12 protein-coding genes are annotated in these 15733 nt (G+C 54.4%); 5 read left to right on the plus strand and 7 right to left on the minus strand.

Annotated elements, in window-relative coordinates; translation table 11 throughout:
* Positions 1-53: 53 nt before the first annotated feature.
* The 3 genes from AC2FLD_RS08960 to AC2FLD_RS08970 are packed head-to-tail and all read right to left on the minus strand — an operon-like array spanning position 54 to position 4153.
* Positions 54-1280: an arginine deiminase gene (locus AC2FLD_RS08960; protein WP_496668720.1), complete on the minus strand. Its 1227-nt coding sequence runs from the start codon at positions 1278-1280 to the stop codon at positions 54-56.
* Positions 1277-2656: an amino acid permease gene (locus AC2FLD_RS08965; RefSeq protein ID WP_496668722.1), complete on the minus strand. Its 1380-nt coding sequence runs from the start codon at positions 2654-2656 to the stop codon at positions 1277-1279. Before AC2FLD_RS08965 ends, AC2FLD_RS08960 begins: the two co-directional genes overlap by 4 nt.
* Positions 2657-2665: 9 nt before the next feature.
* The gene (locus tag AC2FLD_RS08970) at positions 2666-4153 is read right to left on the minus strand and encodes a YfcC family protein (protein WP_496668724.1); all 1488 of its coding nucleotides are present in this window, start codon (positions 4151-4153) and stop codon (positions 2666-2668) included.
* A 265-nt stretch (positions 4154-4418) separates the two neighbouring features.
* Between AC2FLD_RS08970 and AC2FLD_RS08975 the strand changes: the two genes are divergently transcribed.
* The 5 genes from AC2FLD_RS08975 to AC2FLD_RS08995 all read left to right on the plus strand — a co-directional run bounded on the left by AC2FLD_RS08975 (position 4419) and on the right by AC2FLD_RS08995 (position 12905).
* Entirely contained in the window at positions 4419-5804 is a 1386-nt protein-coding gene (locus AC2FLD_RS08975; RefSeq protein WP_480528150.1) for an IS1182 family transposase, read from the plus strand.
* Between the two features lie 273 nt (positions 5805-6077).
* Positions 6078-9677: an adenylate/guanylate cyclase domain-containing protein gene (locus tag AC2FLD_RS08980; RefSeq protein ID WP_496668726.1), complete on the plus strand. Its 3600-nt coding sequence runs from the start codon at positions 6078-6080 to the stop codon at positions 9675-9677.
* 27 nt (positions 9678-9704) lie between these two features.
* Positions 9705-9962 carry a DUF4242 domain-containing protein gene (locus tag AC2FLD_RS08985; RefSeq protein ID WP_058274660.1) on the plus strand — a complete coding sequence of 86 codons (258 nt, stop codon included), beginning with the start codon at positions 9705-9707 and terminating at the stop codon, positions 9960-9962.
* 119 nt (positions 9963-10081) lie between these two features.
* Entirely contained in the window at positions 10082-11497 is a 1416-nt protein-coding gene (locus AC2FLD_RS08990) for an FAD-binding oxidoreductase (protein ID WP_496668728.1), read from the plus strand.
* Positions 11498-11975: 478 nt separating this feature from the next.
* Positions 11976-12905, plus strand: a complete 930-nt coding sequence (locus AC2FLD_RS08995; RefSeq protein ID WP_496668730.1) for a hypothetical protein — start codon at positions 11976-11978, stop codon at positions 12903-12905.
* 58 nt (positions 12906-12963) lie between these two features.
* Here AC2FLD_RS08995 and AC2FLD_RS09000 read toward each other — a convergent pair whose 3' ends face one another.
* The 4 genes from AC2FLD_RS09000 to AC2FLD_RS09015 form a co-directional block, all read right to left on the minus strand.
* Positions 12964-14556, minus strand: a complete 1593-nt coding sequence (locus tag AC2FLD_RS09000) for a GMC family oxidoreductase (protein WP_496668732.1) — start codon at positions 14554-14556, stop codon at positions 12964-12966.
* 434 nt (positions 14557-14990) lie between these two features.
* Positions 14991-15302: a hypothetical protein gene (locus AC2FLD_RS09005; RefSeq protein ID WP_496668734.1), complete on the minus strand. Its 312-nt coding sequence runs from the start codon at positions 15300-15302 to the stop codon at positions 14991-14993.
* Positions 15287-15511: a hypothetical protein gene (locus AC2FLD_RS09010; protein ID WP_496668736.1), complete on the minus strand. Its 225-nt coding sequence runs from the start codon at positions 15509-15511 to the stop codon at positions 15287-15289. The genes AC2FLD_RS09005 and AC2FLD_RS09010 overlap by 16 nt, the downstream gene beginning before the upstream one ends.
* Positions 15512-15527: 16 nt before the next feature.
* A complete protein-coding gene (locus tag AC2FLD_RS09015) occupies positions 15528-15713 on the minus strand; it encodes a hypothetical protein (protein ID WP_496668738.1) in 186 nt (61 codons plus the stop codon).
* Positions 15714-15733: the final 20 nt, after the last annotated feature.

Consider the following 15733-nt stretch of genomic DNA (forward strand, 5'->3'; position numbering starts at 1 on the left):
TTCTCTCCCTAACAAAAAATCAGCGGGCGCAGGGGGCTGCACCCATGGTAAATTCAATAGGCGGGGTCGCGGTCGATCGGGCAGGTCATGCAGTGGCCACCGCCGCGACCACGCCCCAGTTCCTGACCCGAGATTTCGATCACCTCGACGCCGGCTGCGCGCATCTTGCCATTCGTAAACGTGTTGCGCGCATAGCCGACGACCACACCGGGCGAGAGGGCCACGACGTTATTGCCGTCATCCCACTGTTCGCGCTCGGCCTGGAACTCGTTGCCACCGGTCGAGATGACCTCCAGCGAGTTCAGCCCCAGGGCTTCTTTGTAGACGTCGAAAAGGTGCCCTTTTTCCACGTGGATATCCAAGTCCCCGTGGTCACCCGGGCGGATCGAGATACAGGTGATCTGGTCCGCGACTTCCGAGAATGCAGTGACCTTGTCGTGGTCAAGACAAGTGAACACCGTATCCAGATGCATGGCCGCGCGGCTTTTTGGCATCGCACAGGCGACGACACGCTCGGCACCGCCTTTCCTGAACAATGCTTCAGCTACCTGTGCGACGGCCTGCCGGGTTGTGCGTTCGCCCATTCCAATGAAGACAGTGCCGTTTCCCACCGGTTGAACGTCGCCACCCTCGACCGAGGCGAGGCCGAAATCGTCGTCGCTATCGCCCCACCAGAACTCGAACTCAGCGTCCTTGAACATATTATGGTGGCGATACACCGTACGCATGATCAGGGTTTCCGGCTTACGAGCAGGCCAGAACATCGGGTTCGTCGTCACGCCATCGAAAATCCAGCAGGAGGGGTCGCGCTGGAACTGCGCATTGGGGATGGCGGGAAGAATGAAGTCGCCCAGAGAAACCAGATCACCGAACTGTTCGTCGATCATACCCTTGGGCAGGTCTGCAAAGATGATGCCGCCGAGCATATGGCGAGCAAGCAGCTTGGCATCCATCTCGTCCAACCAGGCACGCATTTCCGCGGAAAAGCCCAGGCCGACCATGTTGGGCGTGATCAGACGGTCCAGCAGGAAGGCGCGCGCTGCGGGGTCGTCCGCGATAGCTTGGGCCAGCAGATCCTGAATGTCATAGACCTCGACCCCGCGTTCACGCATCAGGGAACAGAATTCTGCGTGGTCCTTGCGGGCCTGTTCGACCCAAATCACATCATCGAACAAAAGCTCTTCGCAGTTTCGTGGTGTCAGACGATCATGCGCCAGTGAAGGACGCGAGACGATCACCTTGTTGAGCTTTCCGATCTCGGAATGAACCCCGAGCTTCATTGCAACTCTCCTTTCGAACTATCCGTTTTCTGAATGTCTTCAATTTCATTGGCCTGGCTCCAGCGGACCCAGACGTGGATGGGCACGCCCATAAGCAACAGGACGGAGCCAACCAAAACAGTTTCAGCGCCTGAGCCGATGAAGGCCCAGACCGAATAAATGAACCCAAGCGCGCCCAGCACGGCGACCTTCGCCAGTTCCGGGCCATGCAAGACCTGCCCGCCTTTCAGACGGATCAAAATCTCGGCCACAGAGCAGATGGCATAGGGCAACAAGCTGGCGACAACGGCGAGCAAAATGACAAAGTTGAATGCGGCGACCAGCCCTTGCGCATAGTTCATGATGATCAGAACCGAGGCTAGCGCGTTGGACAGGATTAACGCATTAGCAGGCGTTCCAAATTTGGATTTTTGGCCCAAGGCTGCAGGGAAGACGCGATCCAATGCGGCACCGTAAGGGACCTGGCCACTGAGCAGTGTAAAGCCATTCAAAGTGCCAAAGGTCGAAATCACCGCGCCCACCGCAACAAGGACGCCGCCAATGGAACCAAACATCACCTCACCGACGGCTGCCAGAGGCGCGGCGGAAACAGCGAGCAACTCGGCAGGAATGACGCCCATCGAAACGGCGGTTACTGAGATATAGACGCTTGCCGCGATAATCACGCCGATCACGGTGGCGCGTGGAATAGTCTTTTCCGGCTCTATAACATCGCCAGAGGGAACGGTCGCAGATTCAAGGCCCAGGTAGGCCCAAAGCGTCAGAGCTGCCGCGGCAGAAATCGCCGTAAACGCCGTGGTGCCACTTTGGTTTACCGGAACATAGTTCTCGGTGTTGATCCAGAATACACCCAATGTGCCAATCAATATCAGCGGCGCGAGTTTGAGCACGGTGGTCACGATCTGAACCAAACCAGCGCCTTCGACCCCTCGGATGTTAACCAAGGTGAGCGTCCAGATTGCAACCAACGCGGTCGAGAGGCCGTACATCGGCACTTCGATGATAATCGGGAACAGGAATCCCAGATATCCCACCAACGCGACTGCGACTGCGGCGTTCCCGGTCCAAAGTGCGATCCAATACCCCCATGCAATAATGAAGCCTGCAAAGTCGCCGAATGCTTCTTGCGAATAGGCATAGGGGCCACCGGGTTTCGAAACGACGCGTGACAGCCTTCCGAATATGATCGCAAGAACAAGCGCCCCTGCCGAAGTCAGAATCCACCCACCAATTGCAATTGGCCCAAACGGTGCAAGTGACGCTGGTAGAAGGAACACTCCCGACCCGATCATGTTTCCGACGACCAAAGCGATACAGGCCGTCAGCCCTAGGGCACCCGATGTCGAAGTCGTCTCTGGAGCGGAGCGATCGGTCATTGCGACGGCTCAGTTCGATGTTGTGTCTGAAGTCTCAGTTGCGGGCCCGTCGATCCCCGGATCAGTTATGGCCCCAACGGTAAGTGCGGCGCAGATGATCACGGCAAGAGTTACGAGCAGCGGGAAAACAAAACGTAGCCACCGGTCATAGGAGACACGGCCAATTGCTAGCCCACCCATGACGACGGCAAATGTCGGGTTGAACAGGTTCACCCATCCGTTTGCTGACTGGTACGCTGTAACCACAAGGTCACGACCGACGCCTGCAAAGTCTGCCAGTGGCGCCATGATCGGCATCGAAAGCGTGGCCAGCCCAGACGAGGACGGCACTAGGAATGACATCAAGATCTGAATGCCAAACATCGCGTTGATAAAGGCGAACTCGCTCAGCCCCGAGACATATCCCTCGGCTCCGGCGAGGATTGTGTCGGTGATTTTGCCCGCGTCCATAATCACGACCACGCCGCGCGCGACGCCAATGATCAGGGCCACGCCCAGCAAATCGCGCGCTCCATCGACGAAAGTTTCCACAAAAGTCCCTTCGTCCATTCTGGACCCTTCATCCGTTTTCCCGACCCACCAAACGATGATGGACATCACCATGAAGAGACCGGACATTTCCGCCATCCACCACCCCAGCGCGACAACACCATAGATCATAATGGCGAAGGTAATCCCGAAAAGAATCAGAATGATCGAACGCGTCTTGGTCATCTCGGGGAACGTATCATTGCCTTCTGACCCCTTTAGGAAATGCGCCCGGTTTTCCTCGGCCTGATCGGCCACCACGGACAATGACGGGTCGGCTTTCACGCGTGATGCGTATCGCATGACGAATGCGATGCCTGCAGCAAGACAAAGGACAAGGATAATGAACCTAAGAACGATCCCGTTCGTGAACGGAATACCCGCACCTTGCGAGGCAACAACTGTCGCAAATGCGTTGAAGGTTGAGCCCAAGGTCCCAATGCCTGCGCCAAGCATGATCACCGCGACCCCGGTCAAGGAGTCGTACCCTGCCCGAATAAAGACCGGAATAATCAGAGCGTAGAACGCGAGGGATTCTTCCGCCATGCCATAGCTTGTCCCGCCAAAGGCAAAGGCGATCATCAGGATTGGGATCATCAGGATTTCCCGCCCAGCCAACCTGTGCAGCAACCAACCGATACCGGCGTCGATAGCTCCTGTCTTGGTGACAACCATCAGGAAACCACCAATGACCAGAACAAACAAAGCGACATCAATTGCGGCGCTGGATGAACTTCCCAGAAGACCAGGGTCGTACATACCTGCAATCGGGGCAAGGATAACTGCCGTAAGTCCTTGAGGGTTCGGCTCGACTTCGTGGTAGGTGCCCGGGACAGGCGCTTCGCTGCCCAGAGCTTCGTTCATCTGACGGTCGTACTCACCGGCCGGAATAACCCATGTAAGGGCGGCCACGACGGCAATCAGTATGAACAGAATGGTAAAGGCGGTAGGAAATTTGAACTTGGACATATGAAACTCGCGCTGGGTGAAGCTGAGAAACTGGGCAGTCAAATATTTGAATATTTATGTCTCAACTTAGTACTAACGCGGCGACTTGTCACTTTCGTAAAACGTGAGGTTGTCGAACACATTGAACAATGTCTGCCATGGGCTCTAAGCAGTCCTTCGCTGCGTATTACATGAATGACTGCTCTGCGGATATTTTGTTGAAAAACTCGGGCTTGATCGGTTGGTAAGTTGCTGATTCAATTCTTCCTAAAGGGAGGGATCAGCCATGATGGGACCGAGACAGGAAGCGCAAGCGTCGCTGTTTTACGAGTTCTCGCTGGAGGATCATGTCCCGCAAGACCACCTTTTGCGCTCGATTGACCGGTTCGTCGATCTGGGCAGCATTCGCGCGCACCTTACGGATTTCTACAGCCACACGGGCCGGCCCTCCGTCGATCCCGAACTGCTGATCCGCATGCTGTTGGTTGGCTATTGCTTCGGTATTCGATCCGAGCGACGGCTCTGCGAAGAGGTGCATTTGAACCTGGCATACCGCTGGTTCTGCCGTCTCGACTTGAACGACCGGGTGCCAGACCATTCCACGTTTTCCAAGAACCGGCACGGCCGTTTCCGGGAAAGCGAACTGTTGCGTCGTCTGTTTGAGACAACTGTGGCACGCTGCATTGAGGAAGGTCTCGTCAGCGGCCAGCGCATGGCGATTGATGCCAGCCTGATCGAAGCCGATGCTAACAAACGGAACTCAACACCGAAGGAAGACTGGGACGCGGCAAGCATTGACCCGGCAGATGCGTCCCGCGCGGTCCGCGAGTATCTCGACACGCTGGACGAGGCGGCATTCGGCGCGGCCAGCGAGGTACAGCCCAAGTTCACCTCACATTCTGACCCCGCCAGCCAATGGACTGCAGCCCGCAAAGGCCCTGCATTCTTCAGCTATTCCGACAATTATCTGATTGATACGGATCACGGTGTAATCGTCGATGTCGAAGCCACCAGATCAATCCGACAGGCAGAAGTCGGTTCAACAAAGACGATGTTGAACCGGGTCAAAGACAAGTTCGACCTGCACCCAGAACGGTTAATCGCAGATACCGCTTACGGTTCCGGCCCCATGCTGGACTGGCTGGTGAAGCGCAAGATCGCGCCGCACATTCCCGTTATCGACAAAGCTGGCCGGACAGATGGCACATGGTCCCGTGCAGACTTTGAATGGGATCCCGAGAACAACCAATACATCTGCCCTGAGGGCGAAGCGCTCAAGCAGTTTCGTCGCAACTACTCTGATCCGAACCGTGGCCCGACGGGCAAGGGCGTGGCCAAGTATCAGGCCCTCAAACACACCTGCCTGGCGTGCCCGTCGAAGATGAAGTGCTGCCCAAACGCCGATGCTCGCAAAATCACCCGCGAAGAACATGAAGACGCACGCGATGTGGCACGCGCCATTCGCAAAACGCCCCAATACAAAGTCTCGGCAAAGCTCCGAAAGAAGGTTGAGATGCTGTTTGCCCACCTCAAACGCATTCTCGGGCTGGGACGACTCCGATTACGTGGCCCTTGTGGTGCAACCGACGAATTCCTCCTCGCCGCCACCGCCCAGAACCTCCGAAAACTGGCCAAGATCTTTCCCGCACCGCAGCAAACGAGCAAAGCCTGACAAGAAAGGCACTCGCGCTCAGTTCGGTACGCCTCTCTCTGCGCCAGCAACACGTTGTTTTTCAACAATATCCGGACAAAGCTGCCTTTCGCGGCAGTGCAGCAAATGCACGCTGAGAGAGATCTGCCTGCAAATAACCTCTACATTCCGAAAAAAGTTGCATAGGTAGGTGTCATTTCCTTCAAAGGCAATGCAGACATTTGGCCGCCAAAAATCAGCCCGTTTTTACAGCGTTTTCTTGATTAGCGTCCCGTATCTAAGCATGATCCTGTTATGGCGGTTAAAATCGACAATTGGCTGAACGATCTTGAACTGGGTCAATACTCAGACGCTTTTGCACAGCATGATATCGACGCACGTGTACTACCATTACTGTCAAACGATGACCTTAAAGAGCTTGGGGTTAGTCTGGGCCACCGAAAAATCATCCTGGCAGCGGTTCAAGAATTGACTGGCCAAGAGCACTCGTCTCAATCGCCACAAGCCGTAGACTCGGATGCATGCGAAGTCGGTCGGGTTCCCATTTCGGATAGATCGCAAGGCGTGGCCTTATCTGCAAGGAAGCCTGCTTCATTGGCGATCGCAGAGAGGCGTCACTTAACAGTTTTGTTGGCTGATCTCGTCGCCTCGACTGAGTTGACTAACCGGTTTGACCCCGAAGACATGCGCGAACTGCTGCAGAGCTTCCAGGATGCGGTTGCAGGTGCAGTTAGAGGGTATGGCGGCTACGTCTCGAAGTATTTGGGCGACGGTCTCCTGGTGTTTTTTGGCTGGCCGACAGCCTATGAAGATCATGCAGTTCGCGCTGTAAAGGCTGGTCTTGAGGCCGTTCGACGGGTCAGAGAGCTAAAAACACCTGACGGTGAGCCCTTGTCAGCCAGGTTAGGTATCGCGAGTGGGGAAGTGGTAGTTGGCGATACGATCGGTGAAAACACCTACGAAGAAGGAGCCATGACGGGGCCAATTGTCAATCTGGCAGCGCGGCTTCAGGAACACGCAGAACCTAACTCAGTTGTTTTATCTGCTGAGGAGACCGAAGAAACTTTGCATCGGCTATTTGAGTTTACGTCTCTTGGACAAACCGAACTGAAAGGTTTCAAAGAACCACGGACCCTTTTGACTGTCGTATCAGAACACAGCGCGGAAAGCCGGTTTCGAGCTTCATACAGGGACGAAAGTGGCAGCGTCATGATTGGTCGCGACTACGAAAAAGGTATCCTTTTACAATCATGGCTCCGTGCGCAGAACAGTCAGGGAGAGGTTGTTCTGCTTGCCGGTGAAGCTGGGATCGGTAAATCGCGATTGGCGGAAGAGTTTCTCGCTAATGCTGTAGCGACTAGCGAAGCTGATATTATCAGGCTGAACTGCTCTCCTTACCTTACCAGTAGCCCGTTCCACCCTGTCGCCCAGAGGATTTCTCAGGATGCTGGTGTGGGGACAGATTTTGATGACGACCAAATTCTCGACCTTGTTAAAAAAATGTTGGAAAGCCGAGAGGGCTTGGAATGGGAAAAGGTTCTGCCCGTCTTTGCCGCACTGGTTGCGCCTCACAGTGCTCTTGCCCGAAGCGTTCTCGATATGTCTCCGCAGGAGCAACGTGACCTCACGATTCAGACGTTAATCCACACGGTTCAGGTGCGCGCAAGCACGCGTCCTGTTATTCTTTGTGTTGAGGACGCGCATTGGATTGATCCTTCCACCCAAGCTCTTTTGGATCGCTTCAAAGCAATTTGCGGAGATCTGCCTTTAATGATTTTGATTACCCACAGGCCTGGCTGGGAACTTGCCCATGATGACGGGGAAGCGCACGTACATACGCTCCAACTGCGTCGTTTTGATACGACCCATGTCTCGAACCTAGTTCGCAATGTCACCGGAAAAGCACCCGACGATGCTCTGATTGCCACAATCATTGAGAAGACGGACGGCGTGCCTTTATTCGTCGAGGAACTGGCCCGGGCGATTGTTGAGGCGGGTGAACACGGGCAAGTCCACATACCCGCGTCTTTGAAAGGCACACTGATGGCACGTCTTGACGCGGTCTCACCAGAGGCTAAACAAGTCGCGTTAACAGGAGCCGTCATTGGACGGGAGTTCGAGCCTAGCTTGCTGGCTTCTGCAATAGGTCTTGCGAGTGCGGAAATTCAATCTCGTATAGAAGAGCTGTCTCGAACAGGTTTGATCTTTGAAAGCGGGCACAATCGAGGGTATTTCGTTTTCCGTCATGCCCTTATTCGGGATACCGCCTATCAATCCATGCTGGGCTCAACCCGCAGACAACAACACGCAAACGTGGCACGTGCATTGATCCAGTTGCGGTCAGCAGAGATTGAACGTCGGCCCGAGTTGGTTGCCCGCCATCTTTCAGAGGCCGAAGAATGGCGTGCTGCGTTCGACAAATGGCAGACGGCAACTGAAATGGCATTGGCGAGATCCGCCAGCCAAGAGGCGATGGTCAACGCTAGGGAAACACTCAAAGCGGCCGAAAATCTTAGATCTGACAACGGTGTCGAAACGATCAAAGCCAAAATCCTGATTGGTCGCAGCCATGACAGCCTGGGTCAGTTGCCAGAGGGGATAGCGGCTTTGAAAGAGGCCTCGGACGCCGCCCGTGGAATACACGATGTGGCGCTCGCCGCTGATGCTGCGAACCATTTTGCGGACTCGTGTATGATGTCGAGTAAGAGACACGGCGAGGCCATTGAGCTTTGTGTTAGAGCTCTGAACGACCTTCCCGACGATGACGAAGTACGGCAGTGCAGATTGATGAGCCAACTTGCACGGGCACATATGTTTGTCGGCCAGTTTTCTGAAGGCGCACGCTATGGTCAGCAATCAATGGAATTGGCCGCGAAACTGGGGGACTATAAATCCCAATTCTCGGTGATGATGATGCATTTTGGGGCGCCATTCGTCGCGCGCAAAGGCAGAGAGACACGTCATTGGCGTGAAAATCTTGATGCGATGCATCGAGCGGCCGAAAACCTAGGGAGTATTGATCAGGGTCGGGACCGGACACTTAGTCTTTTTGTCGGGGCCGAAATGGCCGACCGCGACTTGATGGATCATTCACTCGATCTGCTGACGGAGATTTCGGAAAAGGACAACCATCTGCAACTCTACTGGGTACAGAAGCACGCACGCGCCATGGTTGCAATTATGGATGGCGATTTTGAGCAGGCAGAGATGCATGCCAACGAAGCGGTGAAAATCGGTCGAAAGACACATGGAGAACATGTTGAGGGCGTCTTCGGTGTTCAGATGTTTACCATTCGCCGCGAGCAAAACCGGCTGCACGAAGTTGCACCGGTGATCAAGAAGCTGATGACGGATAGCCCGGAAGACATTTCTTGGAAACCGGGATTTGGCCTTATTGCCGCCGAGTTGGGATACAAGGAACCAGCTGAACGCATATTGAATGAAATGGCAGAGAATGGCTTCAATCTTCCCCTTGATGCAATGTTTTCAACTACTTTGTCTTATCTTGCTGACATTTGTGTCGCAGTCGAGCATCTGGGACATGCTGAGACCCTCTATGACATGCTGACCCCATACGAAGAGCTGACGATCACCGCTGGGGCAACAACAGTTTGCGCCGGGGCGGCTGCAAGACGTCTGGGCAATCTGGCAACGGTGCTGAAAAACTGGGACGCCGCTGAGAGGATGTTCCATAAGGCCATCGAAATAGACACGCGCATGAAATGCCCACCGTGGATTGCGCACAGCAAGGCAGCATATGCATCCGCGCTAAGGCAACGGGGCCGCACGAATGATTTGGAACTAGCGTTTCAACTAGAAGGGGAAGCGTTGGCAATTTCACAGCGATTGAGTATGGTTTCCCTTAGGTCAAAGCTCGAGGGAGTAGCTGTTTAAAGTCATTTAGATGCTTGGGGGAGCATTATGCCAAGGTACATAATTGAGAGAAATTTTGCCGAGCAGCTGAACGTCAGCGACGACGACAAAATTCACATCAAAGAGATCAATGACGAAGTCGGGGTCGAGTGGATTTTCTCGTTCCTCAGCGCAGACAAGCGCAAAACATACTGCCTGTATGAGGCCCCTGACGAGGAAAGTCTCAGAAAGGCGGCCGAGCGCCTTAACATCCCAGCCGATGTCATAACACCCGTGGATCAGATAGATCCCGGAATATTCGCCTGAGTATTCGCAGTTCAAAACCCTAATCCGAGGCGATTTATCTGCGGGACAACGCATCGGAAGTCACAACTATATGAGGCAGCCGCGCAAGAAGCCTGACCTGAAAACAGGGAGGCCTATGCATGTACGACATAAAAACGCTCGACGGAAACACGGCAACTGTGGATCAAGACGCTTTGGATGCGCTTAATTCTTCGCTTCGCGGCGGCGTCTACTTACAGGGCACTCCGGAATATGAAGGCGCAAGAACTACATGGAACAGCATGTTCGAACGTCACCCTGGGTTCGTGATCCGCGCGATGGGGGCGAGCGACGTACAGAAAGCTGTAAACTTTGTTAGGGACGCCAACCTCATAATGTCAGTCCGATCAGGTGGGCATCAAATTGCAGGGCACGCTGTCGCAGACGAGGCAGTATTGCTCGATCTGTCCCAGATGCAATCAGTACACGTGGACCCTGTCAACAAGACTGCTCGGGTTGCACCGGGTGCATTGCTTGGCGATGTAGATCGCGAAACCCAGGCTCATGGGCTTGCTGTCCCAGTCGGCATCAATTCGACAACTGGTATCGCTGGTCTGACCCTTGGCGGCGGCTTTGGGTGGACGACGCGGAAATTCGGAATGACGATTGACAATCTTCTGTCGGCAGAAGTTGTGACGGCAGACGGGACGATTGTCAGCGCCTCGCCCACAAGCCATCCGGAGCTTTTCTGGGCCATCCGAGGTGGAGGCGGCAATTTCGGCGTCGTGACCTCATTCGAGTTCCAGTTGCATGATCTTGGGCCCGATGTTCTGTCGGGTCTGATCGTTCACCCGATCGAAAAGGCGCCAGAGCTGCTTGCAGAATTCGCAGCCATTGCAGAGGACTCACCCGATGAGCTGACCGTCTGGAGCGTGATGCGAAAAGCTCCTCCTCTCCCGTTCCTACCAGAAGAGTGGCATGGGAGAGAGGTGCTGATTTTTGCGGCTTGCTACAGTGGTCCTATAGACGATGGTGAAAAAGCCATGTCGGGCTTGCGCGCGCTAGGAGAACCGATTGCCGACGTCATCTCACCTCACAAGTTTGTAGACTGGCAAGCAGCATTCGACCCTTTGCTTACACCGGGCGCTCGGAACTATTGGAAAAGCCATGATTTCGAAGCGCTTTCTTCGGAAGCAATCGCAGGTCTTCTCGAGGCGGTTTCCAGCCTTCCCGACCCTGCTTGCGAAGTATTTATTGCGCATGTAGGTGGCGCAATGGCACGCATTGAACCCCACTCAACAGCTTATCCGCAACGATCAGCACACTTCATAATGAATGTTCACACTCGTTGGGAAGACTCGAACAAGGATGATGAGTGCATTGCGTGGGCGCGGGGACTTTATGATCAGATGCGGCCTCATGCGACCGGTAGCGCGTATGTAAACTTTATGCCCGAAGACGAAGCGGATCATATTGCTGGTGCATACGGCCTAAACGGCGAGAAGCTATCGAAAATAAAAGGCAGCTATGATCCAAAGAATCTGTTCAGGATTAATCACAACATAGTGCCTGAGTAGGGCTATCCGACTTGGAAAGACTGATCTATACGACGTCTAGAGCTTATGCTTGATATTTGACGACAAATATTTGGTTACGCGTTCAGACCACCAAATATTTTCACGCCAAAAATGTCGACACTGTCTTTTCCACTGTCAGGCGAATTCCGTGTTCCGCTGCGACGGCAGGGTTTTGCTGACCATTTGGCCGCTTTGGGCTAGAAGCTGTCACCTGCCACTTTTTGTTGGATACGGGTTATCAATGCGGAGCGGACATTGCGGCGACGGGTTCAATTCACATTGCTGACTGGTATTCCCCAATTTAGGTCCCCTCTTAGGCGGTTAAGGAAGCAGTTGGGGGCGAGACCCTCACAATCGAGACCAAATTGCCTAACAGCAAAACAAATATGGCAAAAGGCGGGGCATTCTTATCCCGGCAATGCTAAGCTTAAGGGACATCGCTAAGTCTTCCATTTGATCCAACAAATGAGCCTGTACATTGAGACGATTTCTTGCATTCGCGGTGTTTTCAACTGCAAGTTCAACTAGTCCATCCAATGCTCAAAGCGTGGACCCTGATGCCTCTGAGGCCGCAGCGCGAGCGGCTTTGTCTGTCTTGAGTATCGCCGCCACCCCAAACGAGACTTTATCCTCGTTTTCTTTTCTTGATGCTTCCGGAGGTGCCAAGAGTCTACGCTCGACGCAACTGCGAGGAGGTTACAAGCCACTTGAAAACGGGCTGTATGTAGAGGGTCTTGTTGCCTATCAAAAATATAACCCGGTACTCTTCTTTCCAGAGATCGCCCCCGACACTGAGTTGGATGTAACTTGGTCAAGCGTGGCAGCAACGGTCGGCATCGGTTGGGAATTTCCATTGGTAAACGAGTGGAAAGTTCGTCCGGTCGGACATCTTTCACTTGGCCAAGTGACTGCGGATGCTTTTCTTGGCGGCTTTCCATTGCTGCGTTCGGCATCTAGCTCCAACGATTTGATCGACGGAGACTTAAACGCATTCGGGGTTGGTGCTTCGCTTGGTATCTTCCGAGAGGCGCAATTTGGATCGTGGCAGGGGGAATATCGTATCCGTCAAACATTCTTGGATTTTAACCCGATCAACGAGCCTGAGGCTGGGAACGCAAGTGCGAGTTCAAACCAAACAACCCTGTTCTCACGTCATCGCTATCCGCTGGAAAACGTCAATCTCTTCGAACTCCCAACACAACTCGTTCTGGATGCTGGTGTTGTGCTGTATCACGGCGACAGTGTAACCGTTCTAGGCACCGATTGGCTGGCCACAGCTGGCGTAGGACTTGAGATTGATACTCGCCTGACCGGTCTGCCAGCCGTTCAAGCGGGACGTGTAATGTTAAACGGTGTAGTTGCCGAAGGATTTTCCGGTTTTTCGATAGGCTTCGGTCTGCGGTTCTAGGTCGGGGCCTGATCCTGTCACAAAAAATCGGTTGTCTGATGCTTAGCAATTATTTCACTCAAACGCGCCCAGCGATCATGTCGGCAGCTTTTTCAGCAATCATAATCACCGGCGCGTTGGGGTGTCCGGTGTTCATTTGCGGCATCACAGACGCATCGGCAACGCTCAACCCTTCAAGCCCGTGCACTTTCAAGTCAGGAGCTACGACGCAATCATCGCTTTGCCCCATCCTGCAACTGCCAACGGGATGAAAGGACGTCGACGAAATCTCACGAATGTCCGCAAGAAGTTCTTCGTCGCTCTGGGTGTCCGCCCCCGGAGATATCTCAACCGGATTAAGCTTCGAAAAGGCTTCCTGTGATACAATCTTCCGCGCTTCCTTGATGATCGAGCGCATCAGATCGACATCCGCCGGATCGCTTAGATATCCAGGATCGATAATGGGCCGATCCAATGGGTCGTTTGATGCTATAGTCACACGCCCTCGACTCCAAGGACGGGTCGGAAAACCAGAGATTGTGAAACCGTGGCGATCCGGTGGGCGATACTCCGGGGCTCCCAAGCTTATGAAATATGGGATCATAAGCAGTTCTATATCGGGAATATCGACATGGGGTCCGGATCTCAGAAATGCACCAGACTCAAAGTGGTTCGTTGTCAGGGGACCGCGCGACTCCTCCGAGTAGAGGCGCTCAATCTCCGCGGTTTGCTCAGAGCTTCGGCCAAAGAAAGTCAAGGGCTGATCAATTTCCCAACGGGCGCGGTAATGAAAGTGATCCTGCAGATTTTCGCCCACGCCGGGTAGGTCATGCTTCACCGGGACGCCGACATCGTTCAACAGGTCTGCTGGGCCAACTCCTGAGAGTTGCAGGATCTGTGGTGAGCCTATGGCGCCCGCCGCTAAGACGGTTTCCTGCGCAGTTGCATGGTTCAGTTCTCCCTTGGCGACATAATTCACGCCGGTCACAGAACTGCCCTTAAACTGCAATGACATGACCGTCGCGCCTGTCACAACGGTCAAATTGGGACGCCCCATCGCCGTAGAGAGGTATGTATGCGCGGTGCTGCCCCGCCTGTTCTCTTGCAAGGTCGCGGGGAAATAACCACAGCCGTCCAGTTCCATGCCATTCAGATCGCCATTAAATGGAATCCCGGCCTGCTGGCAGGCTTCTATAAATGTCTCGGTTAAGGGCGACCGCTCGCCTGGCTTAGTCACAGTCAGCGGTCCGCCGTCCCCATGGATCGACGGATCTCCATCGACTTCCCAATTCTCAGCCTTCTTGAAGTAGGGCAGCACACCGTCCCATCCCCAGCCCGTTGCGCCCATTTGGGACCACGTGTTGTAGTCTACCGGATGCCCGCGCAGGTATATCATATAGTTTATCGAACCAGTGCCGCCGATACATCGACCGCGCGGATAGGCGATCTGGCGTCCCGAAAGCTCGCCCTGCGGAGCGGTCCGAAAGGCCCAATCGAAGCGTGTATTGGTGAGCGCGCCAAATTTGGCGGGTGTGGAAACCCGGGGGTCGTCGTTCGATCCGCCGGCCTCTAATAACAAAACGGAACGCTTCACATCTTCGGTCAAACGAGCGGCGAGGACGCATCCAGCACTTCCGACGCCAACGATAATAACGTCAAAACTATCCGTCATGACAAAACCCCAAACTACTAATCTGGAAAGAGTGGCGGACAGTCTGCCCTTTATCAAGCAACACATTTTGCGGAGGTTGGGTATGTCCGCTTTGGGCTCGACTCGGTCATCTGAGGCTTTTTGTCGGATGACTGGATCGGGATGGATAGCTGCCCTTGCGTTATCCGAGATGCCCAAAGTGCAGTGTTTAGGTTTGTGGTATCGCGAGAGCTGCGTTTTAAGCGATCCGGGGCGACCGAGGCCGCAACCAAGGGCGGGGCCTTTGCGCCGCCCAACACGTTGATCGCATGAATCGCCGCGTCGGCCCTGTCAGGGCTGTAACGGCCCATGTAGCCAGAAGGGGTAAACTGCAATAACTGGTCTTCCAGAAACTTAGCCTGTGTGTCTCGGGGCTAGGGCTGCCAGAAACTCGGCAGGGCTTCGGTGCAAACTCGTCATGTGTGGGCCTCGTCATACAATCGCGCAATGCGCTCAAATCTGGACTTGATCCGCTTGAGCCTGTCAGACCGACCCAACGCCATCGCAATAATCGCATTGGCGCGCTCGTACTGGTCAGACAATGCAAAGGCCCGTCGCTTCTCACCCTTCCAGAACCGATGACTGTTCTTGCGGCAGGTCGGTGTGCAGAACACGTGGCCTTTCCGGTGTGGCGTAAACTCGGTGCCGCAATAGAAACACCCGAACCGAAAGTTCCAGTTGTCAGGGCCAAGCATCGGTCCAAAGTGTTCGGTCAACTCGCGCAGCACCTTCTTGCGCCAGTAATACCGCCTCTGACGTGCAGCAGGATCAGAGACCCATCTATGTCAACCATTGCCCGGTAATCAGCGGCCACGTCAGGCGGTAGGCATGACAGGTACATGTTCAGCAGTTGAGGATTGAACCCACCACCGCGCTGCGTCGCCAACAGCGGGTTGTCAGGGTATTTCGCGTAACGTGAGGCATTTCGGGTCGTCATTGTTCGAAATCCCCCTTTAGATCGTCCATTTACTCGCCCGGTACGGACCAGCCGGTGCCGGGTCGTCCCTGACCAGATATCCCTCTATCAAGGTATCGCACTCTTTTGCATCCTGCTCGGTCTGTGGCACGTCGCCTGGCTTCTTGCCAAACGCGCGTTCGATTTGGTCCAGCCTGTCCTTGTTTGTTGCTGCCTTTCCCATGGTTTCAGCCTACAAGCGGG

This window comes from Ruegeria sp. CDSA021 (assembly GCF_059612325.1).